Source organism: Arthrobacter sp. P1_B3 (assembly GCF_056406615.1).
In genome coordinates, this window is sequence record NZ_JBFTZV010000003.1 from 144,805 (window position 1) to 169,235 (window position 24,431).

18 protein-coding genes and 1 pseudogene are annotated in these 24,431 nt (G+C 68.0%); 9 read left to right on the top strand and 10 right to left on the bottom strand.

Going from position 1 to position 24,431, the window contains the following annotated elements; genetic code table 11:
• Positions 1-221 precede the first annotated feature (221 nt).
• On the bottom strand, positions 222-1,757 hold the full coding sequence (locus AC1D2F_RS05075) for a replication-associated recombination protein A (RefSeq protein ID WP_229994583.1): 1,536 nt from the start codon (positions 1,755-1,757) through the stop codon (positions 222-224).
• A gap of 65 nt (positions 1,758-1,822) precedes the next feature.
• Between AC1D2F_RS05075 and AC1D2F_RS05080 the strand changes: the two genes are divergently transcribed.
• Positions 1,823-2,470 (top strand): acVLRF1 family peptidyl-tRNA hydrolase, encoded by a 648-nt coding sequence (locus tag AC1D2F_RS05080; protein WP_229994584.1) that lies wholly within the window; start codon positions 1,823-1,825, stop codon positions 2,468-2,470.
• Between the two features lie 78 nt (positions 2,471-2,548).
• Here the strand turns inward: AC1D2F_RS05080 and AC1D2F_RS05085 are convergent, their stop codons facing one another.
• The 6 genes and pseudogenes from AC1D2F_RS05085 to chcC2 all read right to left on the bottom strand — a co-directional run bounded on the left by AC1D2F_RS05085 (position 2,549) and on the right by chcC2 (position 10,203).
• The gene (locus AC1D2F_RS05085; RefSeq protein WP_229994585.1) at positions 2,549-2,872 is read right to left on the bottom strand and encodes a 2Fe-2S iron-sulfur cluster-binding protein; all 324 of its coding nucleotides are present in this window, start codon (positions 2,870-2,872) and stop codon (positions 2,549-2,551) included.
• A gap of 16 nt (positions 2,873-2,888) precedes the next feature.
• Positions 2,889-4,142: an NAD(P)/FAD-dependent oxidoreductase gene (locus AC1D2F_RS05090; protein ID WP_229994586.1), complete on the bottom strand. Its 1,254-nt coding sequence runs from the start codon at positions 4,140-4,142 to the stop codon at positions 2,889-2,891.
• A complete protein-coding gene (locus AC1D2F_RS05095) occupies positions 4,135-5,412 on the bottom strand; it encodes a cytochrome P450 (protein WP_229994587.1) in 1,278 nt (425 codons plus the stop codon). Before AC1D2F_RS05095 ends, AC1D2F_RS05090 begins: the two co-directional genes overlap by 8 nt.
• A 237-nt stretch (positions 5,413-5,649) precedes the next feature.
• Positions 5,650-7,421, bottom strand: a pseudogene (locus AC1D2F_RS05100) (HNH endonuclease signature motif containing protein).
• A gap of 265 nt (positions 7,422-7,686) precedes the next feature.
• On the bottom strand, positions 7,687-8,460 hold the full coding sequence (locus AC1D2F_RS05105) for an IclR family transcriptional regulator (RefSeq protein WP_229996058.1): 774 nt from the start codon (positions 8,458-8,460) through the stop codon (positions 7,687-7,689).
• A gap of 21 nt (positions 8,461-8,481) precedes the next feature.
• The gene (chcC2, locus tag AC1D2F_RS05110) at positions 8,482-10,203 is read right to left on the bottom strand and encodes a 4-oxocyclohex-2-ene-1-carboxylate 5-dehydrogenase (protein ID WP_476966324.1); all 1,722 of its coding nucleotides are present in this window, start codon (positions 10,201-10,203) and stop codon (positions 8,482-8,484) included.
• 132 nt (positions 10,204-10,335) lie between these two features.
• On the opposite strand from chcC2, the gene AC1D2F_RS05115 reads away from it, so the two are divergent.
• The 5 genes from AC1D2F_RS05115 (at position 10,336) to AC1D2F_RS05135 (ending at position 15,550) form a co-directional block, all read left to right on the top strand.
• Complete coding sequence (locus tag AC1D2F_RS05115; RefSeq protein WP_476966325.1) at positions 10,336-11,121, top strand: IclR family transcriptional regulator; 786 nt, start codon at positions 10,336-10,338, stop codon at positions 11,119-11,121.
• A gap of 135 nt (positions 11,122-11,256) precedes the next feature.
• The gene (locus AC1D2F_RS05120) at positions 11,257-12,018 is read left to right on the top strand and encodes an SDR family NAD(P)-dependent oxidoreductase (RefSeq protein WP_229996055.1); all 762 of its coding nucleotides are present in this window, start codon (positions 11,257-11,259) and stop codon (positions 12,016-12,018) included.
• A 95-nt stretch (positions 12,019-12,113) separates the two neighbouring features.
• On the top strand, positions 12,114-13,796 hold the full coding sequence (gene chcC1 / locus AC1D2F_RS05125) for a 4-oxocyclohexanecarboxylate 2-dehydrogenase (RefSeq protein WP_476966326.1): 1,683 nt from the start codon (positions 12,114-12,116) through the stop codon (positions 13,794-13,796).
• A gap of 1 nt (position 13,797) precedes the next feature.
• Complete coding sequence (locus AC1D2F_RS05130; protein WP_364743600.1) at positions 13,798-14,127, top strand: Dabb family protein; 330 nt, start codon at positions 13,798-13,800, stop codon at positions 14,125-14,127.
• A gap of 10 nt (positions 14,128-14,137) precedes the next feature.
• On the top strand, positions 14,138-15,550 hold the full coding sequence (locus AC1D2F_RS05135; RefSeq protein WP_364743603.1) for an MFS transporter: 1,413 nt from the start codon (positions 14,138-14,140) through the stop codon (positions 15,548-15,550).
• Positions 15,551-15,880: 330 nt separating this feature from the next.
• On the opposite strand, the gene AC1D2F_RS05140 is transcribed toward AC1D2F_RS05135, so the two are convergent.
• Both AC1D2F_RS05140 and aspS read right to left on the bottom strand, forming a co-directional pair.
• Entirely contained in the window at positions 15,881-16,762 is an 882-nt protein-coding gene (locus AC1D2F_RS05140; RefSeq protein ID WP_364743606.1) for a GNAT family N-acetyltransferase, read from the bottom strand.
• A 101-nt stretch (positions 16,763-16,863) separates the two neighbouring features.
• The gene (gene aspS / locus AC1D2F_RS05145) at positions 16,864-18,651 is read right to left on the bottom strand and encodes an aspartate--tRNA ligase (RefSeq protein ID WP_476966327.1); all 1,788 of its coding nucleotides are present in this window, start codon (positions 18,649-18,651) and stop codon (positions 16,864-16,866) included.
• Positions 18,652-18,778: 127 nt separating this feature from the next.
• On the opposite strand from aspS, the gene AC1D2F_RS05150 reads away from it, so the two are divergent.
• Complete coding sequence (locus tag AC1D2F_RS05150; RefSeq protein ID WP_364743609.1) at positions 18,779-20,128, top strand: APC family permease; 1,350 nt, start codon at positions 18,779-18,781, stop codon at positions 20,126-20,128.
• Positions 20,129-20,168: 40 nt separating this feature from the next.
• Here AC1D2F_RS05150 and hisS read toward each other — a convergent pair whose 3' ends face one another.
• Positions 20,169-21,509: a histidine--tRNA ligase gene (gene hisS / locus AC1D2F_RS05155; RefSeq protein ID WP_476966328.1), complete on the bottom strand. Its 1,341-nt coding sequence runs from the start codon at positions 21,507-21,509 to the stop codon at positions 20,169-20,171.
• 276 nt (positions 21,510-21,785) lie between these two features.
• On the opposite strand from hisS, the gene AC1D2F_RS05160 reads away from it, so the two are divergent.
• The gene (locus AC1D2F_RS05160) at positions 21,786-22,592 is read left to right on the top strand and encodes a peptidylprolyl isomerase (RefSeq protein WP_364743611.1); all 807 of its coding nucleotides are present in this window, start codon (positions 21,786-21,788) and stop codon (positions 22,590-22,592) included.
• A gap of 61 nt (positions 22,593-22,653) precedes the next feature.
• The gene (locus tag AC1D2F_RS05165; protein WP_476966329.1) at positions 22,654-24,330 is read left to right on the top strand and encodes a DUF349 domain-containing protein; all 1,677 of its coding nucleotides are present in this window, start codon (positions 22,654-22,656) and stop codon (positions 24,328-24,330) included.
• The last annotated feature ends 101 nt before the right edge of the window (positions 24,331-24,431 follow it).

Below are 24,431 nucleotides of genomic sequence, written 5' to 3' on the forward strand. Positions count from 1 at the left end.
GGGGACGCTCGCGCTGGATGACCTGGAATGGAGCGAAGTCGGCTGCCGTTCCGGGGTCCGGATAGCGAGAGCCGGCGATGTGAACGCGCTGTCCCCTGCGCCGCACGGACGGCCAGCAGATCAATGCTGACGTAATTCCACGTTAGACCTCTTGGGCCCCATGTCAACGGCGGATTCCGGCGCTGCAGGCCGCGGCGGACCAGCCGCTGGTCACAGGCCGGTCACGTGCCGCGGATGATCCTCCGAAGCCGCTCGAGCCGGGTGGCGATGTCGCGTTCGGCTCCGTTGGCGGTGGGCTCGTAATAGTTGCGACCGACGAGGTCGTCCGGCGGGTACTGCTGGGTGGCCACGGCATGCGGGGCATCGTGGGCGTACTTGTAGCCCTTGCCATGACCCAATTGCTTTGAGCCGGGGTAGTGGGCATCGCGCAGGTGGGCCGGGATGCCGTTCCCGAGCCCGGCCCGGACGTCAGCGATCGCCTGGTTGATCCCCATGTACGCGGCGTTGGACTTCGGCGCGGTGGCCAGATGCACCACGGCCTCGGCGAGGATGATGCGGCCTTCCGGCATGCCGATCAGCTGCACGGCCTGGGCCGCCGCGACGGCGGTCTGCAGCGCCGTCGGGTCCGCCATGCCGACGTCCTCGGCTGCGGAGATCACGATCCGGCGCGCCACGAACCGGGGGTCCTCACCGGCCTCCAGCATCCGGGCGAGATAGTGCAGGGCGGCGTCGACGTCGGAGCCCCTGATCGACTTGATGAACGCGCTGGCGACGTCGTAATGCTGGTCCCCGGCCCGGTCGTAGCGGACGGAGGCGACATCCAGGGCCCGCTCCGTGTGCCGCAGCTGGATCGTGACGGGCTCCGCCGTTCCTGCGCGGGAGTCTGTGCCGGTATCGGCTGCGACTGTGCCGGTATCAACTGCGACCGTGCCGGTATCAACTGCGTCGATGTCATCCGCGTCTCCGAACGCGACGCCGGCGGCCGCTTCCAGGGCAGTCAGGGCGCGGCGGGCGTCGCCGCCGGAGAGCCGGACAAGGTGCGCCAGTGCGTCGGCGCTGAGTTCGGCCTTCCCGTTCAGTCCGCGGACATCCGAAACGGCCCGCTGCAGCAGCGCCTCGACGTCGGCGTCGGTGAGAGGTTTCAGGGTCAGCAGCAGCGAGCGGGACAGCAGCGGGGACACAACGGAGAACGACGGGTTTTCGGTGGTGGCCGCCACCAGCACCACCCAGCGGTTCTCGACGCCGGGAAGCAGCGCGTCCTGCTGGGCCTTGTTGAAGCGGTGGATCTCATCGAGAAAGAGGACGGTGGTGGTCTTGAAGAGGTCGCGCGCGGTCAGGGCCTCATCCATCACGCGGCGGACGTCCTTGACGCCGGCGGTGATGGCGGAGAGCTCGACGAATTTCCGGCCGGGACCCTTGGCAATGACGTGGGCAAGGGTGGTCTTGCCGGTGCCGGGAGGACCCCAGAGAATCACCGAACTCGGGCCCGCAGGGCCGGTCGCATCGGAGCCGGCGGCCAGCTGGCGCAGCGGGGAGCCCTGGCCGAGCAGGTGCTGCTGGCCAACGACGTCATCGAGGGTGCGCGGCCGCATCCGGACGGCGAGCGGGCTCCGCGGCGAGGCTGACCCGGCGCCAGACCGGGCTCGGCTCCGGGCTTGGCCGGAATCGTCCGCGCCGCCGTCGGCAGCACCGTCGGCTACGCCGAGGTCGTCGCTTCCGTCGGCGTTGTCCCGCCCTGCGCCAAAGAGATCATCCACATAGATAGGCTACTTCTAGTTCCTGCCCGCCTTGTCACCATCGCCCCCGCAACGGAGAACCTGCCATGCCCAGCCCCGAGACCCGTGTGGCCTTCGTCTCCGGCGGCCGGCTGCCTGGCTGGGTGGACCGCTTCGCCGCGAGCCATGGCGCACTGGTGGAGGAGGAGCTCGACGCCGGCTTGCAGCTGCGCGCCGCGGACGGCGCCGTGGCAGTGCTGCGGGCGCCTTGGCCCGTGGACGGCCGGCCCGGGAGCGGCCAGGACGCCCTTTCGCGGCTGGCCTCGCTGGCCGGGCAACCCCGGAGCATCGGCGCCGTACTGGTCCGGCGCGGCGGATATTCGGTGGCTGTGGTCAGCGCCGGCGCCGTGCTGGCGTCCAAGACCGGCACCCGCCACGTCCAGTCCCGGACGGCCGCCGGCGGCTGGTCCCAGCAGCGGTTTGCCCGGCGGCGCGCCAACCAGGCAGATGCCCTCGTGGAAGCCGTCGCCGAGCACGCCGGAAGGATCTTCGCGGGGCACCGGGTCGAATACCTCGCGGCGGGCGGCGACCGGACGCTGGCGGACCAGGTGCTCGCCGAACCCGCCCTGAAACGCTACGCCGGCCTGGCACGGCTCGCGTTCCTGGACGTCCCGGATCCGCGCGCAGCGGTCCTGAAGAAAGCTGCCGCGGAGCTGTGCTCGGTGCGGATCCTGGTGACCGACCCGGCGGCGTAGGAACGGCCGCCGTTCCATCCCCCAATGTATGCAGATGGAACGACGGCCTCCTCGCTATCCGGCTGCCGGAAGCGGCGGCTACTCTTCCGGCGCCAGAGTGACGGTGACGCCGTCGAGGTCCTGGCTGAAGTCGAGCTGGCAGGAGAGCCTGGAGCCGCATTCCTGGTAGCCCTCGGCCTCGGCCAGCAACTCGAGTTCGTCCTCGCTGCGTTCGGCCAGGGTGTCAAAGACCTCCTTTTCCAGGAAGACGTGGCATGTGGCACAGGAGGCCGTGCCGCCGCAGGATGCCAGGACCGGGAGGTCGTTGTCGCGGAGGGCCTCCATCAATGTCTGGTCCGGCTCCCATTCGAGGTCGTGCGTGGACCCCTCGCGGTCGATGACGGTGAGTTTGTTGTTGCTCATGGTGGTTCCTTAGTTTTCAGGCAGCTGCGAACACAGCGGCGGTCAGTGGAGTGCCGGGATCGGCGGCGAGCAACGGGTCAATCCGCGCTTTCTGGGCTATCAGTTTCTTGGCCGGCCGGAAGTCAGCCAGGCCTGCGATGGTGTCGACGGCGGCGAGGCACCCGTCCCGGAGATAGACAACCGAGAACTTGCCGTCAGCCGGGGCGCCTCGCACGATCACCTCGTCATCGGCGCGGCGGACCCCGGCCGTCTGTAGCCGGACACCGTGCTGTACTGTCCAGAACCACGGGATTTCCGTCTCCGCGGCGTCCTGCCCGGTGATGTCCGCGGCCACCTGGTCAGCCTGCGCCATCGCGTTCTGGATGCATTCGAGGCGCTGGCTGGTGCCGTCGATAGTGCTGGTGAAGCGAGTGACGTCACCCGTGGCATAGATGTCCGGAACGGAGGTCCGCCCATGCCCGTCCACGAGGATGCCGTCCTGGCAGAGAAGTCCGGCGTCAGCGGCGAGTTCCTGGTTGGGCACAACGCCGATGCCGGCGAGGACGACGTCGGCCGGGTAGGAGGTGCCGTCGGCGGTGACGACCCGCTCGGCCCGATCGACCCCTTCGATGGCGGTGACCGCTGCACCGAAGACGAACCGGACGCCGTTTTGCTCGTGAAGTTGCTCGAAGAAGCGGGATACGGGTTCGGAGGTCACACGGCTCATCACGCGGTCCTGGAATTCGAGTACGGTGACCCCGCAGCCCTTGGCGGAAGCGGCGGCCGCGACTTCCAGCCCGATGTAACCGGCGCCGATGATGGCAACCCGGGCGCCTGGGACGAGCGCCAGCTTGAGTTCAAGGGCGTCATCCCGGGTCCGCAGGGCCTGCACTCCGGGAAGGCGGGCCCCGGGGACCGTCAGGGACCTGGCGCGCGAACCGGTGGCTATGACGAGGCGATGGTAGCCCAGGCGGCTGCCGTCGGACAGCTGGACGGTCCGGCCGGCGGGGTCGATGGCGTCGACAGCGAGCCCTGCCCGCCGGCCAATGCGTTTGTCCTGGTAGAACTTCTCTTTGCGCAGCACGGTGGACTCATCCGGGGCGCCTGCCTTCAGGAGCTCTTTGGATAGTGGAGGGCGTTCGTAGGGCGTCTCCTTTTCGGCTTCGAGCAGCAGGATGTCCCCGTCCCAGCCGCGGGTGCGCAGTCCTGCGGCCACCGCGACACCGGAGTGGCCGGCGCCAACGATGATGATTGGATTCAGGTGGTTCTCTGTGGGCTGCTGACTAGGCATTGAAGATCTCCAGCTCCACGTAGAGGTGTTCCGGGCCTGAGTTGGTCAGGTTGTTGCCCCGGACGTATTCGATCGGTTTGTCCTTGTTGAGGGTCAGGGAGCCAAGCTTTGAGGCGAGGAGTTCCACAGTCACCACGGTTTCCAGTCTGGCCAGCGGGGCGCCGAGGCAGCTGTGCACACCGTGGCCGAAGCCGAGGTGGCCGTCGGTGTTGCGGTCGATGTTGAAGGTCTCGCCGTCGGGGTACTTGGCGCTGTCGCGGTTCGCGGCGGCCGGCAGCAGCCGGACGATGGCGCCGGCAGGGATGCACACGCCGGCGACCTCGACGTCTTCGGTTGTGATCCGGCTGGCGCGCTGCACCGTTCCGCGGAAGCGTGCCAGTTCCTCGACGAACAGGTTCGCATCGGCGGGGTTCTGCCGGATCCGGTCCAGCAGTTCGGGCTGTTCGCTGAAGACCCGGAATGCGTTGGCCAGCAGGATGGTGGTGGTGTCGTGGCCGGCAACGAAGACGAAGGCGCAGAGTTCCTTGGCTTCCTTCTCGCTGAGCAGGCCGTCCTTCCACATCCGGGCGATGTGGCCGCCCACGGACTCGTTTCCCTCCACGTAGAGGCGCTCCATGGTGTCTTTCAAATACGCGAAGAACTCGAAAGTGCTCTGTTCGTCGGTGCCCGTGCCTTGCGCGTTGCGGGCCAACCGGCCGAAGTAGCTGAAGGTCTCGTCGGACCAGAACTTCATCTTCTCGAAGTCCGACGCCGGGACGTCCAGCAGGGCACTGATGGTGGACATGCTCAGCGGGATCGCGTAATCGTCGACGGCGTCGCCGCCGCCGGCCGCGATCATCGGGTCCAGATACTTGTGGGCGTTCTCGCGGACCCGTTCCTCGAAGCGGGCGATCGCCTTGGGGGTGAAGGCCTGCGCAACGACCTGGCGCAGCCGGGTGTGGTTCGGGGCATCGAACAAGGTCAGAAAGGTCAGCGGCACCGGGTCCACGACCTGGGAGGAGAAGACCTTGGGGGCGCGCATGGCTTTGCGCACGTCGTCGTAGCGGGTGATGAACCAGACATCCGATACCGGTGAGGCGGCCCGGAGGACCGGGGCGTTGTCGCGCATCCATGCGTAGTGCGCGTATGGGTCCCCCTGCGTTCCGTCGTCGACGACCTTGAACGGTGCCATGCCATCCGGCCACGCGAGGTCATGGGAGTATGGGGGCAGTTCGGCCGGCCCGGAGGGAGACTCTGCTACGGGCGATAGTTCTGTGGTGGCGGCAGACATCGTTGTCCTTCTTTCGTGCGTGACTGTTCCGGGTGAATTCCCTGGATGAGTCGACGTGATCCACGTCTCACTCAAGAGTGCCCACGGGCCCCGCGTCGGCCCCATAGGGCTTCCGTTCATCGGTTGTGAAAGTCGCCCGGCAGCTCTTGTCCGCAGGCGAGGGCGATTGTCAGCGGCAGGGCTGCGGGCCACCAAAGAAGTTCGATTACCGCACTGAACCGGCACGCAACTGGTCGGTCAGGCGGATTGATACACGACGCATTCCCGGATCGGGTCGTCGAGGGGTGCTGACCAGCCCGGATCGTCCGTGTCCACCGACGGTAGTGGGTGCGCGGCGGTGAATTGGTGCCATTCCGGGAAGGGGTCCGGGGGCAGGTCCGGTTCGGGACCTTGGCCGGGATCCCGGCCGGTTTCCTGGCCGGGTTCCTGGCCGGGGTGCCCGATGAATGCCGGGTCCGGACGAAGTCCTGGACCCGTGGGCAGGCTGCGGTCCGGGAGCGTGTCTGCGGCCGGGATATTGCGTGGCCAGCGGGGCGGTTCCCAGTCCTGGTGCTCGCTGGGGTAGTGCCGGCCGGACGGTGAAATCCAGCCCGGCGGGTGGTCCTTGCCGGCCCGGGTGGGTTGCCAGGCGGAGCCGTGTTTGAGCCGGTGRTGYCTGGGGCAGGGCTGGCCCAGGTTGGAGATGCCGGTGGTGCCGCCGTCGGCCCAGGCCAGGAGGTGGTCTGCCTCGTTGTCCAGGGAGTGGTTGCCGCAGCCGGGGAACGGGCMYYKGCCGTCGCGGAGCCGGAGCCAKTGRCGCTGGGCCTTCGTCAGACGGTAGCTGGTCCGGCCGATTTCCAGCGGGGCGCCGTCGCGGGGGTCGGTCAGGACCCGGTAGAAGGAGTCCGCGCCGCCGGTGATCAGGCGGCGGGCCATGGACGGCGGGATCGGCCCGTACCCGTCCAGGGTGGCCGGTTCCTCGCCGGCGCCCAGGAGCGACAGGACCGGGACGGTGATCAACACCTGCGCCCGCGGCGACGGCACACCACCCCCGGCCCCACCCCCGGCCAGGCCGGTGCCACCCAGGCCGGTGCCGGCGTCGGCCATTCCGCCGGTTCCGCCCAGGCCGGTGCCGCCGTCGGCCATTTCGTTGGTGAGGAGCCAGGTGGCGGCGACGTCGGCGCGGAGCTGGGAGAGGTTCCGGGCCTCGTCCGGGCCCTGAAGGGCGCGGGCGGCGGCGGTGGTCCGTTCCCAGATCCCCGCGGCGGTGTCGGCCGGGAGATAGGCCGAAAGCCAGGCCATGCCGTCCCGGTCCGGGGCGAAATCGACCCGCCGGTCCGCGGCGCTCTTGGCGTGSCGCTGTTCGATGCTGACCGGGTGGTGGCGTTCRCGCCAGGYGCGTGCCTTGGCCCGGAACCGGGACGGGATGAGGTCCCCGGCCGGGCAGCCGCGGGCCGGGCTGGGCGCGCCGGGGTCCAGGAAGTGCGCCTCCAGCCCGGCCGCTGCGGCCGGTTCCAGGCCGGAGGTTTCCTCGACGATGATCCGGGCGTGCTGCCAGGAGATCGTCCCGGCCTGCAGCGCCGCCAGGGCCAGCGGCAGCGCCGTGGTCAGCGCCAGGGAATCGGACAGGAGGGCGCCGGCGGTCCGTTCGCTGACGGTCAGGACACAGGCGACCTCGGCGACCATGGCCATGGCMTGGGCCGTGCGTTCGGGCGGGGACGCGCCGGCGGCGCCAGCGCCCCGGTGGCCCGCGCGTAGTCCGCGGCCAGCCGCACCTTCAGCGCCGCGGTCCGGGCCTCCAGCCGGGCCGCCTCGGCCAGCCCGTCCAGGCAACCGTCCGCCACGCTCCGCAGCGGATCGGCATCACTCACGGGGTCGGCGCCGGGCGGATCGGAGCGGTCCGCGCCGGCCCCGATCAGGCCAGCAAGCGCGGCAGCGGACGCGGCGACGGCCTCCACGGCCGCCCTGCTCTCCGCACTCCATGCTGTCCTGCTGTGAGCTGTCCTGCTGTGAGCTGTCCTGCTGTCCATACCCACAGCATCTCAGGACGCACCGACATTTTAGAGGCAGTTGCTTGGGATGCCGCATGACCTCTGATCTGCGGTGACAGCCATGCCCGGGCAGGGATTTTGACCGGCGCTGTGGTCGCCGTGGTGCCTGCAACCGGGTCTACTGCGGGCCTGTTCGTGCAAGCCTGGAACTCGCCCTCCCGTCCATCAAGGCTCAGGCCGGCGCTGCGGGCTGAGGTGCGTGCCCAGCAGAGGCCCGGCAGACCGCCACCCTCAGACGGCGCCCTCAGGCGCGCCGGGGCGCCGGGCTGGAGGCCTTCAGCGCACGGGAGATCCCGTGCGCTGCGGTCAGGAGCGCCGGGACGGTGAGGGGCACGGCGGCTTCCTGCCGCGGAACGATGGCATTCAGCGCGGCGGCGACGGTGTTGTCCGGGCCGAAGACCGGCACTGCGATGCCCGTCCACTCTGTGACGCCGATACCCGGCAGGGCAACGTAGCCGCGCTGCCTGATGTCCGCCAGATGCTTCCGGATGAGTGCCGGGTCAGTAATGGTCTCCGCGGTCACAGCCGCCAGCGGGCGTGAAAGCACCTCGTCCTGAAAGGAGGGCGGCGCGTAGGCGACCAGCACCAGGCCGGAGGAGGCGGCGTGAATCGGCATCCTCTGGGCAATATGGGCGGCGTCCAGGCTGGATTGGGGCGAGGACAGCCGCTCGACGTAGAGCACGGTCCCGTGGTCCAGCACGGCGAGGGTGGTGTGCTGGTGGACGGCCGCTTGGACATCCTCCATGAAGGGCAACGCCAACTCACGAAGATTCAGCGCACGCGATCCCCGTGCGGCCAGCTCCCACATCCGCATCCCCGACCGCAGGTTCCCGTCCGCCAGCCGCTCGATCAGGCCGTGCAGCACCAGATCGTCCACGAGCCGGTGGGCGGTGGTCAGGGGCAGGTCTGCCCGGCGGGCGAGGCCGGTGAGCGTCATGGTCGGAAGGTCGCGGTCGAACGCGCTCATGAGCCGCACGACGCGGCTGATGACCGATTCACCGGTGGGTGAGTTTGCCACGGACGTCTCCGGCCCTTCGCCTTAGCCGGCTTCCACGGTGGCCGCACGCTCCACACCCCGGTTGGCGGCGAGCTTCGCGATGTCTCGGCCCGCGCGGTAACCGAACACCAGGGCCGGGCCGATGTGTGAGCCGTAGCCCGGGTAGCCGCCCCCAAAAACGCTGACGGCTGCCGCACCGACCGCCATCAGGCCGGGAATCGCCGTTCCCTCTTCGGTGGTGACCTCGGAGTGTTCATTGACGCCGATGCCGGCGAAAGTGCCCAGGTCGCCCATCTGGATCGTGGCCGCGTAGTACGGTCCCTTGCCGACTGGGGCCAGGTTGGGGTTCGGCATGTGCTCCATATCCCCGCGGAAGTGGTTGTACAGGGTGGAGCCGCGGCCGAACGCCGGATCCTCGCCGCGTTCCGCTGCCGGATTGAACCCGGCCACGGTCTCCTTCAGACCCGCTGCATCGATGCCGAGCTTGCCGGCCAGCTCCGCAAGGGTGGCGCCCTTGACCAGGTAGCCCGTTTTGTAGAAGTAGCCGCGCGGCATCGGCCAGGGCTTGGCATAGCCTATGCCGTACTTGTGCATGGTCTTGGCATCGCCGATTACATACCCGAACGTCTTGTCCTCGTCCTTGTTGTGCTCAATCATGGTCCCGCCGAAGTCGTGATAGCTCAGGGCTTCGTTCCCGAAGCGCTTGCCGTGACGGTCGACGGCGATCAGCCCCGGCAGTCCGATGGCGCGCAGGTGCGGGAAGAGACGCTCTTTGCCATTGAGGTACTTGAAAACGGTCACCGGCGCCCAGGACCCCACGCTGAACACCGAATCGTCGATGTGGCCGCCGGCACTGATCGCCAGGCTGGCGGCGTCACCGCCGTGGCCCACGGTCGGGGTGAAGTGGTCGTCGGCGTCGTGCGGGAAATACTGCTTCCGCAGTTCCTTGCTGCCGGAGAAACCGCCGGCGGCGAGGATGACGCCCAGGCGTGCCTCCACGGTGGTGGAATGCTCACCGCCGATGACAGCGCCGGTGATGGTTCCGGCGTCGTCCTTGGTCAGGGAGAGGACAGGAGATGAATTCCAGAGGCGCACACCCAGGTCATCGGCACTCTTCACCATGCGGGTCATCAGCGCGTTGCCGTTGGAACGCAGGACCGGCCGCTTGTACCGGGCGGCGTCGGCCCAGGTGCGCAGCAGCTTCTTCGCCACGTAGACGAACGACTTGACCGACTGGTTCACATGGAAGAACTCGTTGATGTCGGGACCCACCTGCGGCATGTAGCCAAAGACGGTGTAGGAACTCATATAGGGCTGCATCAGGAGCCGCTTGTCCCCCAGCACGCGCGCGTCGACATCCTGCGGAAGGATTGCCCGGCCCGAGAGTTTGGCGCCCTGCAGGTCCATCTTGTAGTCCGGTGACTTCTCCGGGTAGGTGAACTTCACCTCGGTCTCGTTCTCGAAAAAGCAGATGGCTTCCGGCGCGGTGTTCAGGAACTCGCTCACCCCGGCCTCGTTGAACGTATCCGGCGCCAGGTTTCGCAAGTAGGTCTCCGCTTCCTCCCGGGTGTCCCCTTGCTCCACGCCCTGCTTGTTGCCGGGAACCCACGCCCAACCGGCGGAGATCGCCGTCGTGCCGCCGAAGTACCGTTCCTTCTCGGTCACGATCACGTTCAGTCCTTGCGAGGCGGCCTTCAACGCTGCGGCCATTCCGGCCACACCGGAGCCGATGACGAGGACATCACAGAGGACGGGTTTACTCATGGTTTTGCTCCGTTCAGTCGGCCGCGCGCTTCGCTGCGGCAGCCGGGGTGGAATGCCAGACCCCCAGTAGAGCCGGTGACGCGGATCACCGCGAGGACGATTACCATTGAGCGGGAATCCTGAGGAGGTTCATTGGCCAACTCCGCATCGGGCGAGTCGATCATCGGCCGCTTTGTGAAGATCGTCAGCGCCTTTGACGACCGCCACCCGTCCATGAGCGTCGCAGAACTGGGCCGGCGTACCGGCCTTCCCGTGACCACCACCTACCGCCTGGTCAATGACTTGCTGCTCGAGCGTCTGCTCGATCGTGAGCCGGGCGGCAATGTGCACATCGGGACCCGGATGTGGGAACTGGTGTCGCGCGGGTCCAAGATGGTGGGCTTGAGGGAGGCCGCCCTGCCGTTCATGGAGGACGTCCAGGCCGTGGTCCAGCATTCGACCACGCTGGGCATCCTGGACTCCGATGAGGTCCTCTACATCGAGCGGATTGGCTCGCATTCCACCATTGTGGACATCACGAAAATCGCCGGCCGCCTTCCACTGCACGCCACATCGTCGGGACTGGTGCTGCTGGCCAATTCGCCGTCCGAGTATCAGGAAACCGTCCTGGCCCAGGCCCTGACGAAGTTCACCGAAACCACACTCACCGACCCTTCCCAGCTCCGCCGCCACCTGGCCGAGATCCGGCAGCGGGGCTACGCCGTGATGCCCGGGGTGATCGTGAAGGAATCCAGCGGCATCGCCGTCCCCGTCTTCGGCCCGGACAATACGGTCGTCGCGGCGCTGAGCGTCGTGGTGCCCCGGAACGAGGAGAATGTCCCCGCCCGGGTTCCGGTTCTGCTGGCTTCCGCACGCGGCATCTCCCGCGCCTTGGGCTGGCGCGGGGAGCTCAAGGGCGCCCTCCGCCAGAGCCACTAAACAGAGCCACTAAGCAAAGCCACCAAAAGGTCGCTTTTCCGTTCATCGGCAATCGTGTGGTTGGCGTCACAGCCCCGCTGTCACTCTGGCTGGGACGCAGCAAAGAGGCTGCTGGAGTTACGAGGAGCAGACCACATGAACCCCACAGCGAACCGCGTGGCCGGAAAGACCGCAATCGTCACCGGCGGCCGCGGCGATCTGGGCAGCGCCACCGCCGCCCTGCTGGCCCAACATGGCGCCAAGGTCGCCAGCCTGGACGTTGCGGGCATTCCGTCCGCCGCCATTCACGAAAACATCAGCCAGTACGACGTCGACGTCACCAGCGAGGACAGCGTCGCCGAGGCGATCCGCCGGGTGACAGACGACCTCGGCGCCCCCGACGTCCTGGTCAACGCCGCCGGCATCATCGGCCCGGCCGGCGCGTCCCACACCGCCACCGTCTCTGACTTCGACACGATCTTCGACGTCAATGTCAAGGGCGTCTGGCTGATGACCAAGTACGTGGTCCCGGGAATGATCAAGAAGGGCGCCGGCAGCATCGTGAACTTCTCCTCCATCCACGGCATCACCGGCGGCAGGAACGTGCCGCTTTACCACGCCACGAAGGGCGCCGTCCGGCTGCTGAGCAAGTCGGATGCGGCGGCCTACGGAAGCCACGGCATCCGAGTGAACTCCATCCATCCCGGGTCTATGAACACCCGGATGAGCCGCCGCTCCGCCGAACAGTCGGAGATCGGCGCGGAACAGTATTACAAGCAGCTCGTCGGCTCCAATCCGCTGCCCCGGCAGGGCGAACCGGACGAAATCGCCTACGGCGTCCTGTACCTGGCCTCGGACGAATCCCGTTTCACTACGGGCTCGGAACTCGTGATCGACGGCGGCTACACCGCCGTCTGACCTCTCCGCCCCTGACCTGCCGCTGTTGCCCCCGTTTCCCCGGGGAGGCTTCCCGGCCACGCAGGAACTTCTTCATTCTTTGAAAGGCAATACCCATGAAATTCGTCAGTGGAACCGCATCGGCCAGTTACGACGTCGTCGTCGTCGGCTCCGGCGCCGGCGCCCTCACCGCGGCTGCCACCGCCGCACGTGCCGGCAAGTCCGTCGTCGTCCTGGAAAAGAGCGTCCTGCTGGGCGGCACCTCTGCCGTCTCCGGCGGCATGCTCTGGGTCGCCGACAACCACCACGCCCGGGAAGCCGGGATGACCGATTCGAAGGAAGCGGCCGCCGAGTATGTCCGCGCCGTGGCGCGGGGCCGTGGGCGGGAGGAGCTCCTGGACGCCGCCCTGAACTACGGCGACCAGATGCTCCGCTTCGTGGAAGAGGAATGCGGCGTCCGCTTCATTTTCCTCAACAATTTCCCGGACTACCGCCAGGACCTGCCCGGCGCCATGGAGGGTGGCCGCACGGTGGAGCCCGAGCTGTTCAACAGCAAGGAAGCCCTCGGCGCGCTCACCTCCCATGTCCGCACCGACGGCCGCGCCCCGTTCACGATGCAGGAATACGAAAACTGGGGAGCGTTCACCAAGTTCCCTTGGGATGATCTCAACCAGCGCCAGGCCGACGGGCTCGTGGCGAAGGGCCAAGCCCTGGTGTCCATGCTCCTTGCGAGCCTGGTCCGCGACGGCGCCGCCCTCGTCACCGGCGCCCGCGGCCACCGGCTGCTCACGGGCGGCGGGCGGGTGACCGGCGTCGAACTCGAATCCGGCGACGTCTTCCGGGCGAACGACGGCGTGGTGCTGGCCACCGGCGGCTTCGAATGGGACAAGGCACTGGCCGATTCGATGCTCGCCTCGCGGCTGTACACGATGTGCTCGCCGCCCTCGAACACCGGCGACGGCCTGCGGATGTCCCAGCGGATCGGCGGCCAGACCCGCGGAACCCGCGAAGCCTGGTGGGCCCCGATGTCCATTACCGGCGACACCCGCGACGGGCAGCCGATCGGCACCCTGCTCCGCTTCGAACGCCAGGGCCCGGGCTCGCTGATGGTCAACCGCCACGGCCGCCGCTTCGCCAACGAATCCCAGAACTACAACGACCTCGCCCGCAGCCTGCAGTCCTGGGATTCCGCCAGGAACCAGACCCTCAACACCCCCGCGCATGTGATCGTGGACCACGCCTACATGGAGCGCTACGGCATCCTGGCCCACCGCGCCGGCCAGCCCACCCCCGCCTACCTGATCGAGGCGCCGACGCTGGAGGAGCTCGCGGCGAAAATCGGCGTTCCTGCCGAAAACCTGGCCGCGACGGTGGCCCGCTTCAACGAGTTCGCCGTCAAGGGCGAGGACCCCGACTTCGGCCGCGGCGAAAGCGCTTACGACAAATACTGGGGCGACGACGAGAACCCCTACCCGAACCCGTCCCTGGGTCCGCTGCGGACCGGGCCGTTCTACGCGATGGAAGTGGTCAACGGCGCGTTCGGCACCAACGGCGGCGTCGCCACTGACGGCCGGGCCCGGGTCCTGGACGTGGACAACCGCCCCATCGAGGGCCTCTATGCCGCGGGCAACACGACCGAAAACGCCTACGCGGCAGGGTACCCGGGCGCCGGCGCGACGCTCGGCCCGATTATGACCATGGGCTACCTCGCCGGCCGCACCATCGCCGGCCAGGACCCCGACTTCGTCTCGGGTGGCCCAACCGCTGTCGAGGCCGCCGCCGAACTGGTAGGAGCCTGAGATGATCCGCCACACCGTCCTCTTCAAGTTCAAACCGGACTTCCCGCCGGCCGACAAGCAGGCATGGATCGCAGGCCTCAACAGGATGACCGGGAATATCCCCGGCATGCTCAGCCTCACCCACGGCCCGGATGTGCTCAGCACCGAGCGCTCCTTCGACTACGCCATCGTGGCGGACTTCGAAAAGGTCGAGGACATCGCAGTGTACAACACCCATCCGCTGCACGAACCGCTCAAGGCATACTCATTCCCCAACAGCCAGCAGATCCTCTCGGTGGACTTCCACCTCGGGGATACCCAGCCGGCGGCCACTGAGACATCGTCGTCTTAAGGAGACCCCCATGCACACCGCACCCGCCCCACGCCCTGCCACCCCACCCCCGGCCGCGCGCAAGACTCCGCGGAAGGCAGCCCTGGCATCGTTCCTGGGCAGCACCCTGGAGTACTACGACTTCTTCATCTACGGGACAGCCGCCGCCCTGGTTTTCCCGCACCTGTTCTTCCCCTCCGCCGACCCTGCCATCGGCCTGATCGGCGCCTTCGCCACCTTCGGCGTCGCCTACGTGGCGCGGCCGGTGGGCGGTCTGGTCATGGGCCACTTCGGCGACAAGCTGGGGCGCAAGAAGATCCTGCTGCTCACCCTGGGCATCATGGGTCTGGCCTCGCTCGGTATCGGTTTCCTGCCGACCTATGAACAGGTCGGCGTCTGGGCCCCGATCCTGCTCGTGGCCGGCCGGCTGGCCCAGGGCTTCTCCGCGGGGGCCGAGTCGGCGGGCGCATCCACGCTCACGCTTGAGCACTCCCCGGACGGCAAACGCGGCTTCTTCACCAGCTTCGTAATGACCGGCTACGCCTCCGGCATGGTCCTGGCCACGCTCGTCTTCATTCCCGTCACGTCCATGCCGCAGGACGCGATGATGAGCTGGGGCTGGCGGGTCCCGTTCTGGCTCTCGATCGTGGTCCTGGCCATCGCCTACTGGGTGCGGACCCACCTGGACGAAACTCCGGTCTTCGAGGAGGCCCAGGAGCACCGGCAGGTCGCCCCGATGCCGGTCAAGGACGTCCTCAAGTTCCAGGGCGCCGATGTCCTGCGTGTGATGGGAATGTCGATCATGTCCGTCATGCAGACCATCTTCACGGTCTTCGGACTGGCGTACGCCACCTCCACGGCCGGTTTTGACCGGGCCTCCATCCTGACCGTCAACGCCGTGGCCATCGGCTTGTCGATGTTCGCCATGCCGCTGGCCGCGAAGCTCTCGGACCGGATCGGCCGGCGCCCGGTGCTGCTGACCGCCGCGATCGGCTGCTCCCTCACGATCTTCCTGTACTTCCTGGCCCTGTCCTCCGGCAACATTGTGCTGGTCTTCCTGGCCGCACTCCTGAACATGACGGTGCTCTACTCCGGCTTCAACGGCATATGGCCGTCGTTCTTCGCCGAGCAGTTCGCCGCCCCGGTGCGCTACACGGGCATGGCGATGGGCAATCAGCTGGGCCTGGTCCTGGCCGGCTTCGCCCCGATGATCGCCGGCATGCTCCTGGCCCCGGGCATCGCCGGCTGGGTTCCCGTGGCCGTCTTCGGCACGGTCTGCATGCTGATCGCCGCCGTCTCGGTGTACTTCTCCCGCGAGACGTACAAGACCCCCATCCAGGATCTGGGCGGCCCCTACCTGGCCGGAACCGCGCGGCGCCGGGAACTGCTTGCCGAGGAAAATCTCGCCGGGCAGCAGGCTCTGCCGGCCATGCGGCTTCCCTGAACCGCCCCGACCCCGAGGAGACCCACATGTCCAGAACCAGTCCCCACAGCGCATTCCCGCACCACTGGCCAATTCACTTGACCGGGCACCGGACCCTGGGACTGCAGGGATCCAACACACAAAGGCCCATGCCGTGCGTGGCCCCGGCTGCACGCGGCGAGGTACCGCCGGCCGCACCTCGGCCCTCCAATGGTCAACTGACTGCCTCGCCGTGGCTCGGCCTGCACTACGAAACCGAAGACATGTAGAGCCCCCGTACTGCGCCTACTGCTCCGAGAGGCCCGACGGCGTCTGCGGCGCCCGATTCGCTCGGGTGCCGCAGACGCCGTTTCAGCAGCCGGTCAGGTGCCGCTTCGGCCGTTCCTGCCGGTAGAGGTACCGGCCGGCTTCGCGGAAGCCGGCGTGGGTGTACAGACTCCGGGCACCTGCGTTCGATGCCATCACCAAAAGCCAGTACCCGGCCACGCCGCGGGCCCCGCCCTCACGCAAAAGCGCCCGGACAATCCGGCCGCCATAGCCCAGCCGCCGCACATCCGGACGCGTAGCCATGCAGTACAGTCCACCCCACGCGGGCCCAGTGCGCCCTGTGCCAGGCAAAGCGAGCCGCGCGACGGCGGCGGGCGCGCCGGAGTCATCCCGCACGAGGGCGTACAGGGCGGGGCACCCTGCCAGGATGCGGCGGGCCACGTCGAGCTCGGCCGCTCCCCCGCGGCCGTCAACGCTCCACCACAGGTCCAGCCAATCCGCCGACGGCTCCGCCGAGATTTCTACGGCGGGGTCGGGGTCGCCGGAACCCGCACCGGGCTGCGGGCCGGGTCCGCGGACCAGGACCAGGGTTTCGGACTGCCGGGTGAATCCTTCGGCATCGAGCACCGACTGCAAAGCCGATTGGCGCGGGCCGTCAAAGATCTGGAAGATCAGCGGAAGCCGGCGGTTCCGGTACCAAAGCCGCGCCGCCCGGAGTGCGGCCAGTTGCCGGTGCGGGTCGTCATCGCCGGCGTCCCGCACCCAGACCGAGTTCGCCCGTTGCGTCACCCCGGAGGCCGCCCGCAGTACCCAGCCGCCGGACTCCTCCCGTTCGGCGGCCGGCCACGCCGCATCCATCAGCGCTTCCAGCCCCGGGGTGGATTCAGTGTTGGCTGCCGCGATGGCTTCGGAATTGGTTTCCGCGCCCGACTCGGGGCTCGCTTCACGGTGCGGACTCAGGTCCATCGGGGTCCTCTCCATCCGGAACAAATGCGGCCGAGTATGACAACAGCAGGGGCTCTCCGGTTGCCCGGGGAGCCCCTGCTGTTCATGCTGATGCTTCCGGCTTAGTTCTTGCCGTCCTCGGGCTTCTTCTTGGCCTCTGGTTTGAAGTCGACGCCGGCTTCCTTGCGCTGCTGCGCCGTGATGGGAGCGGGAGCCTGGGTCAGGGGGTCGAAGCCGCCGCCGGACTTCGGGAACGCGATGACGTCGCGGATGGACTCCACGCCGGCCAGCAGGGCAACCACCCGGTCCCAGCCGAACGCGATGCCGCCGTGCGGAGGGGCGCCGAACTTGAAGCCCTCCAGCAGGAAGCCGAACTTGGTCTGCGCGTCTGCCTTGTCCAGGCCCATGAGCTCGAAGACGCGTTCCTGGACGTCGCGCTCGTGGATACGGATCGAGCCGCCGCCGATTTCGTTGCCGTTGCAGACGATGTCGTAGGCGTAGGACAGCGCCGACTCGGGATCCGTGTCGAAGGAGCCCATGAACTCGGGCTTGGGCGAGGTGAACGCGTGGTGCACGGCCGTCCACTGGCCGGCGCCAACGGCGACGTCGCCGGACGCCACCGCAGCCGCTGCGGGTTCGAACATCGGCGCGTCCACGACCCAGCAGAAGGCCCAGTCAGCGGGGTTGATGAGGCCGGTACGGTGGCCGATCTCCACGCGGGCAGCGCCGAGGAGTGCCCGGGAGGGKCTCTTCTCGCCGGCTGCGAAGAAGATGCAGTCACCGGGCTTGGCGCCGACGGCGTCGGCGAGGCCCGCACGCTCGGTGTCCGTGAGGTTCTTGGCGACGGGACCGGCGAGCTCGCCGTCTTCCTTGTACAGGACGTACGCCAGGCCCTTGGCGCCGCGCTGCTTGGCCCATTCCTGCCAGGCGTCGAGGGCCCGGCGGGCCTGGGAGGCGCCGCCGGGCATGACGACGGCACCGACATAGGGCGCCTTGAAGACACCGAAATTAGTGTCCTTGAAGAATTCGGTCAGCTCGGTGAGCTCCTGGCCGAAGCGCAGGTCCGGCTTGTCCGAGCCGTAGCGGGCCATGGCGTCGTGGTAGGTGATGCGCTGGATCGGCGTCGGAATCTCGACGTCGATCAGCTTCCACAGGGCTTTGACGATGTTCTCGCCCAGGCGGATGATATCGTCCTGATCCACGAAGCTGGCCTCGATGTCCAGCTGCGTGAATTCCGGCTGGCGGTCCGCGCGGAAGTCTTCATCGCGGTAGCAGCGGGCGATCTGGTAGTACTTTTCGAAGCCGCCCACCTGCAGGAGCTGCTTGAACAGCTGCGGGGACTGCGGCAGCGCGTACCAGGAACCCGGCGCGAGGCGTGCGGGAACCACAAAGTCGCGGGCGCCTTCCGGCGTCGAACGGGTCAGCGTGGGGGTTTCGATCTCCACGTAGCCATCCTGGTGGAGCAGCTCGCGGGCCACGCGGTTGGCTTCCGAGCGCAGGCGCAGGTTGCGGGCGGGGCCGGGGCGGCGCAGGTCCAGGTAACGGTGCTTCAGGCGCGCTTCCTCGCCTACCTCAACGTGCTCGTCGATCTGGAACGGCAGCGGATCGGAGGTGTTGAGGATGGTGACCTTCTCGGCCATGACCTCGATCTCACCGGTGGGAAGCGCCGGGTTCTCGTTGCCCTCGGGGCGCTGGGAAACCGTGCCGACAATCTGCAGCACGTACTCGTTGCGCAGGCCGTGGAAGACCTCTTCTTCGCGGACCACCACTTGGGCGACGCCGGACGCGTCGCGCAGGTCAACGAATGCGACACCACCGTGGTCACGACGCCGGCCGACCCAGCCGGCGAGGGTTACGGTTTGTCCAATGTGCTCGGAGCGAAGCGATCCGAGGTCATGTGTGCGCAGCACAGCATTCCTTTCAGCGGAAAATCAAAAAGTGACGTTCAAGAAATCGATATTCAGTAAATGAAGTTCAATAGGATCGCTTCAGGAACGATCCCGTTCGAGTTTACCCGTTGGAAAGGTCCCTCCCGCCATGGCAACCCGGCACAACGGAACCCAGCCCGGTGATGTGCCCGGTGACCGCCCCGGTTACAGGTCCGGACCGCAGCGGCCCCACCGGCAGCTGCAGCGCCGGCTCGGCGTGTTCGATTCCACGGCAATCGGCCTGGGTTCCATGCTCGGCGCCGGCGTGTTCGTCGTGTTCTCCCCCGCCGCCGCCCTGGCCGGGCCGCTGCTGACTCTCGCCGTGGCCGTGGCCGGCGCCATCGCCTACTGCAACGCGGTCGCGTCGGCGCAGCTGGCAGCCAGATACCCCGCCAGCGGGGGCACGTATGTGTACGGACGCCGGCAGCTCGGCGAGTGGCCCGGCTTCATTGCGGGCTGGGGCTTCGTGACGGGCAAGACTGCGTCCTGCGCGGCRATGGCGCTGACGTTCGGGCACTACGTGGCGCCGGCCTACGCCACGCCGCTGGCTGTCGCCGGCGTCGTGGTCCTCACGGGCGTAAATTTGCTCGGCATCACGCGGACCGCAATGCTGACCCGGGTCCTGCTGGCCGTGGTGCTGGCCACACTTGTCTTTGTCGCCGTGGCGTCGCTGCTGGGCCCGCACCCGGATGGCGCCCCCGCGGTGGCGGCGGCGCCGGCCTACCTTGCGGCGCCCTCCGGCGGCTGGGGCGTCCTTCCCGCGGCGGGCCTGATGTTCTTCGCCTTCGCGGGCTATGCGCGGATCGCCACCCTGGGCGAGGAGGTCAAGGACCCCGCCCGCACCATCCCGCGGGCCATCCTGGCCGCGCTGGCCGCGGCCTTCGTGATTTACCTTGGCCTGGCCGCGCTGCTGCAGTGGCACCTGCCGCCGCAGCAGCTGGCGGGTTCGACGGCGCCGCTGCTGGACGCGGTGGCGGCCTCCCGCTTCAGCGGCGGCGTCCCCTTCGTCCAAGCCGGAGCGGCGGCCGCCTGCCTTGGCGCGTTGCTGGCCCTGATCACCGGGGTCGGCAGGACCACCCTGGCGATGGCGCGGGAACGGGACCTGCCCGCCCCGCTGGCCAGGGTGGGCCGCGCCCACACCGTCCCGTTCGTTGCGGAACTGGCCGTCGCCGCCGCCGTCGTCATCCTGCTGCTGAGCACCAACGTCATGACCGTGGTCGGATTTTCCAGCTTCGGCGTACTGATCTATTACGCCGTGACCAACGCCGCCGCATTCACGCTGGCCGGCCGCCCCTGGCATGCGCCGCGCTGGCTCAATGTGTTGGGGTTCCTCGGCTGCGTGGTCCTGGCCGTCACCCTGCCGCCGGCCTCCATGCTGTTCATGGCCGCGGTGCTGGCCGCCGGGGTGGCCGGGCGGTTCCTCGTCATGCGGGTGCGCCGGGCTCCCAGCAAAAAGTAGGCCCCGCCAGGACTGGGCCTTAGAACCAGGCCCGGAGGAACTAGCGCGCGGCGGTTACGCGCACGTGCAGGTCTTCCTCGGAGGGCGTCCACGCGTCCGGGTCGGCGTCGTACTGCTCGCCGGTGCGGATGTCCTTGACCTGGTGCTTGCCGTCGTCGTCGGTGAACCAGACAAACGGGATGCCGCGGCGGTCGGCGAACTTGATCTGCTTGCCGAACTTCTCGGCCTTCGCGGCGACCTCAGTGGCGATGCTCCGGCTGCGCAGCTTTGCCGCGACATCCTGCGCCGCGCCCCAGCTCTCGTCGTTGTTGAGCGTCACCAGCACGGCGGTCGGCACGGAGCGCGAGGCCTTGGCGAGGTCCTGGCTCAGGATCCGTGACACCAGGCGGGTCACGCCGATCGAGAGGCCGACGCCGGGGAATTTGCGGTTGCCCTTGCTGGCCAGTGCGTCGTAGCGGCCGCCGGAGCAGATCGAGCCCAGCTGCTCGTGTCCCACCAGGACGGTTTCCACCACGGTGCCCGTGTAGTAGTCCAGGCCGCGGGCGATGCTGAGATCGGCAACGACTCGTCCCGGGGCGTGCAGGACGGCGGCCGCGATGACCTGCTCGAGCTCGTTCAGGCCTTCTTCCAGCAGCTCATTGGTGACACCCAGCGCCCGGACCTGCGCCACGAAGGACGTGTCCTGGGTACGGATACCGGCGAGTTTCAGGGCGGCCTGCGCCTGATCGTCAGTGGCGCCGAGTTCCTCCTTGAGCAGCTCGGCCACCTTCGCGGGCCCGACCTTTTCGAGTTTGTCGATGCTGCGCAGAACGCCCGCGGTGTCCGTGAGCCCGATCCCGGTGTAGAAGCCTTCGGCCAGCTTGCGGTTGTTGATCCGCAGCAGGAAATCGGGGATGGGCAGCGCGTTGAGCGCCTCGGCGATCACGAGCGCGATTTCAACGTCATAGCGGAACGGCAGTTCGCCGTCGCCGACAACATCGATGTCCGCCTGGGTGAACTCGCGGGCCCGTCCCTCCTGGGGACGTTCCCCGCGCCAGACCTTCTGGATCTGGTAGCGGCGGAACGGGAAGGCCAGGTAGCCGGCGTTTTCCACGACGTACCGGGCGAAAGGCACGGTGAGGTCGAAGTGCAGGGCAAGGGCATGGGGGTCGAACTTGGCCGCGGAGTCCTCATCGTCCTGGAGCCGGCTCAGCCCGTAGACCTCTTTGTCGATTTCGCCCTTGCGCAGCAACTGGCCCACCGTTTCCACGGCGCGGGTCTCGATCGAGGAGAAACCATGGAGCTCGAACGTCCGGCGCAGCGTGTCCAGCACATGGAGTTCCACCAGCCGCTCCTCGGGAAGCCACTCGGGGAATCCTGACAGGGAGGCTGTGCGTGCCATGGTGAAATTTTCTCCTCTGGTTACCACTGCGGTATCTCGTTGCTACTGCAGCATCTTCGGGCGCGGGTCCACGCGGCATTCATCTGTCGAAACGTAACGAAGATAAGCGGCAGACCGGCCAGTCGTGCATAAACTGTGTGCGGCAGTCAGTTTATGCGTTCGGCGCCCGCTTCTTCCAACGGAGCCGGCCCCGGCGGGACTGCCGGCAGCTTGCTGCCGCTGCCGCGACGGTGCCTACGGCCCGTGACGGAAGCGGCCATACAACCAGGAGGACCATTGGCGGCCAGTTCACGCAGCGCACGCGAGGCGAAGCGGCGCGTCCAGCAGATGGAGGCCAGGCGCGGCCTGCGCAAGGATCAGGACAAGCGCCGCAAGCGCGACAACGTCCTGGCCATCAGCGTCGGCACAGCGGCGATCGGCCTGGCCCTGGTCCTGCAGCTCACAGTCTTCGCGTCCAACCCGACCGAAGAGGAGTTCGCTGCCGTGCAGGAGGGGCTCCAGAGCCCGTCAGCGTCCGCCACACCCTCAGCTGCCTCCACGAATGCCGAGAACATCCCGAAGCCGGAAACGGCCGCGGGCAAGACCTTCACGGGCGAGCTCAAGCTGAACCGTGGCGGGCTAGGCGTCGAGCTCGACGGCACGAAGGCCCCGCAGGCGGCGGCGGTGTTCAAATCCCTCGCCGACCAAAACTTCTACAACGGCCTCAGCTGCCACCGGCTGACCACGGCCGAGAACTTTGGCGTACTGCAGTGCGGTTCCAAGGCCGGAGACGGCAGCAGCGACCCGAGCTACATGTGGGGCCCGCTGGAAAACACCCCGCAGGACAACAAGTACCCTGCCGGGACGATCGCCGTGGCCCGGACCGGCGGGAACGCCAACAGCAACGGCACCCAGTTCTTCATTGTGTACAAGGACACCGTTATCCCGGCGGATGCCGCCGGTGGCTATACGGTGGTGGGCAAGGTGACCTCGGGTCTCGACGTGGTGAGCGGGATTGCCGCCGCCGGACTGAAGCCAGGCGACAACGCCACCGACGGCGCACCTGCGGAACCAGTCACGATAGACTCGTTCTCACTGAAGTGACCAGCCACGGCCCTGAAGGCCGTGGTCCCGGTATTTCCCTCCAAGCGAAAGACTTCTAGCGGTGACAGACAGTCAGAAATCCGACGAAACATTGGCAACAGCAGCTGCCAACGAAACCGAAGCCGAGGCAACCCCAGCCGAGAGTGCAGGCGCTGCCGTAGACGCCGCCGGCGAGGCTGCGGCAACCGCAGCCCCAGCCGCGGGCGAGGACGCCGAGGCCGGCGAGGACGCAGCGTCCACCGAGTCCGCGGTGCCAGCAGCGCCCACCGAGTCCGCACAGCCCGCCGAGGCACCGTCGGCGGAAACGGCAGCCGAGCCTGCTACTGAGCCGGCAGCCGAGACTGTTGCTGAAACCGGGGCCACTGCTGCTCCGTCGCCGGCCGCGCGTCCCGCGCCGAGCCCGGCAGCGTTTGCCGCCCGGCCGAAGGCCAAGCCGTCCCCGGCCGCACCGGCCCCCGCGCCGGTGGCCGTGTCCTCCGCAGCCTCACTGGCCGAAGCAGCCCGCTGGGGCCGTGTTGAAGGCGACGGCCATGTCTTCCTGACCGTTGACGGCACGGAATATCCCGTCGGCCAGTACCCGGGAGTCAGCGCCGACGAGGCCCTGGGCTACTTTGCCCGGAAGTTCGACGACGTCGTGGCCCAGATCGTCCTGCTGGAACAGCGTGTGAGCTCCAAGGCGCCCACCGCGGACATGCAGAAGACCGTCACGCACCTGCGCGAGCAGCTTGCCGAGCGGAACATGGTGGGCGACTTCCGCTCCGCCGAGGCACGGCTGGACGCACTGGTGACGCAGATCGGCGAGCTCGAAAAGGCCGAGAAAGCCGAGCACGACGCCGTCCGCGCCGCTGAGCTTGCCGCCCGCGAGGCCATCGTGGCCGAGGCCGAGGAAATCGCCGGCCACGATCCCGCGCAGATCCAGTGGAAGACCTCCAGTGCGCGGATGAACGAACTGTTCGAGAGCTGGAAGACCGCCCAGAAGAGCGGGGTCCGGCTCGGCCGCAGCAACGAGGACGCGCTGTGGAAGCGGTTCCGTGCCGCCCGCACTGTGTTTGACCGGCACCGCCGCGCGTACTTCTCCCAGCTGGACAGCACCAACTCGGCAGCCAAGGCAGCCAAAGAGAAGCTGATCGCCGAGGCTGAGGCCCTTTCCTCCTCGACCGACTGGGGCTTCGCCGCCGGCGAATACCGCCGCCTCATGGATGAGTGGAAAGCCTCCCCGCGCGCCAGCCGCAAGGACGACGACGCTCTGTGGGCCCGCTTCCGCGCCGCCCAGGACGTCTTCTTCACGAACAGGCAGGCAGCCAACGACGAGATCGACCAGGAATACGGTGCGAACCTGGTGGTGAAGGAAGCGCTCCTGGTGGAGGCCAACGAGCTCCTGCCGATCAAGGACCTACCGGCGGCCAAGAAGGCGCTGCAGTCCATCCGTGACCGCTGGGAAGAAGCCGGCAAGGTTCCGCGCGCCGACATGGGCCGTATCGAAGCCGGCCTGCGGAAGGTGGAGGACGCCGTCCGCCACGCCGAGGACGAAAACTGGAAGCGCTCCAACCCGGAGACGAAGGCGCGCACCAACAGTGCCCTGACCCAGCTCGAAGCCGCCATTGCCGGTCTCAAGGAAGACCTGGCCAAGGCGGAGAAGGCAGGCGACGAGCGCAAGATCATGGCAGCCCGGGAAGCCCTAGAGGCGCGCCAGGCCTGGCTGGAGCAGCTCGAGCGCTCGGCGAGCGAGCTCTCCTAGGCACGCGGCACACCAGCAAGCCAGTCCAGGCCCCGTTTCGGTTATCCACATGACCGGAACGGGGCCTGTTCCATGTCCGGGGAACCGGGAACGATGGCGGA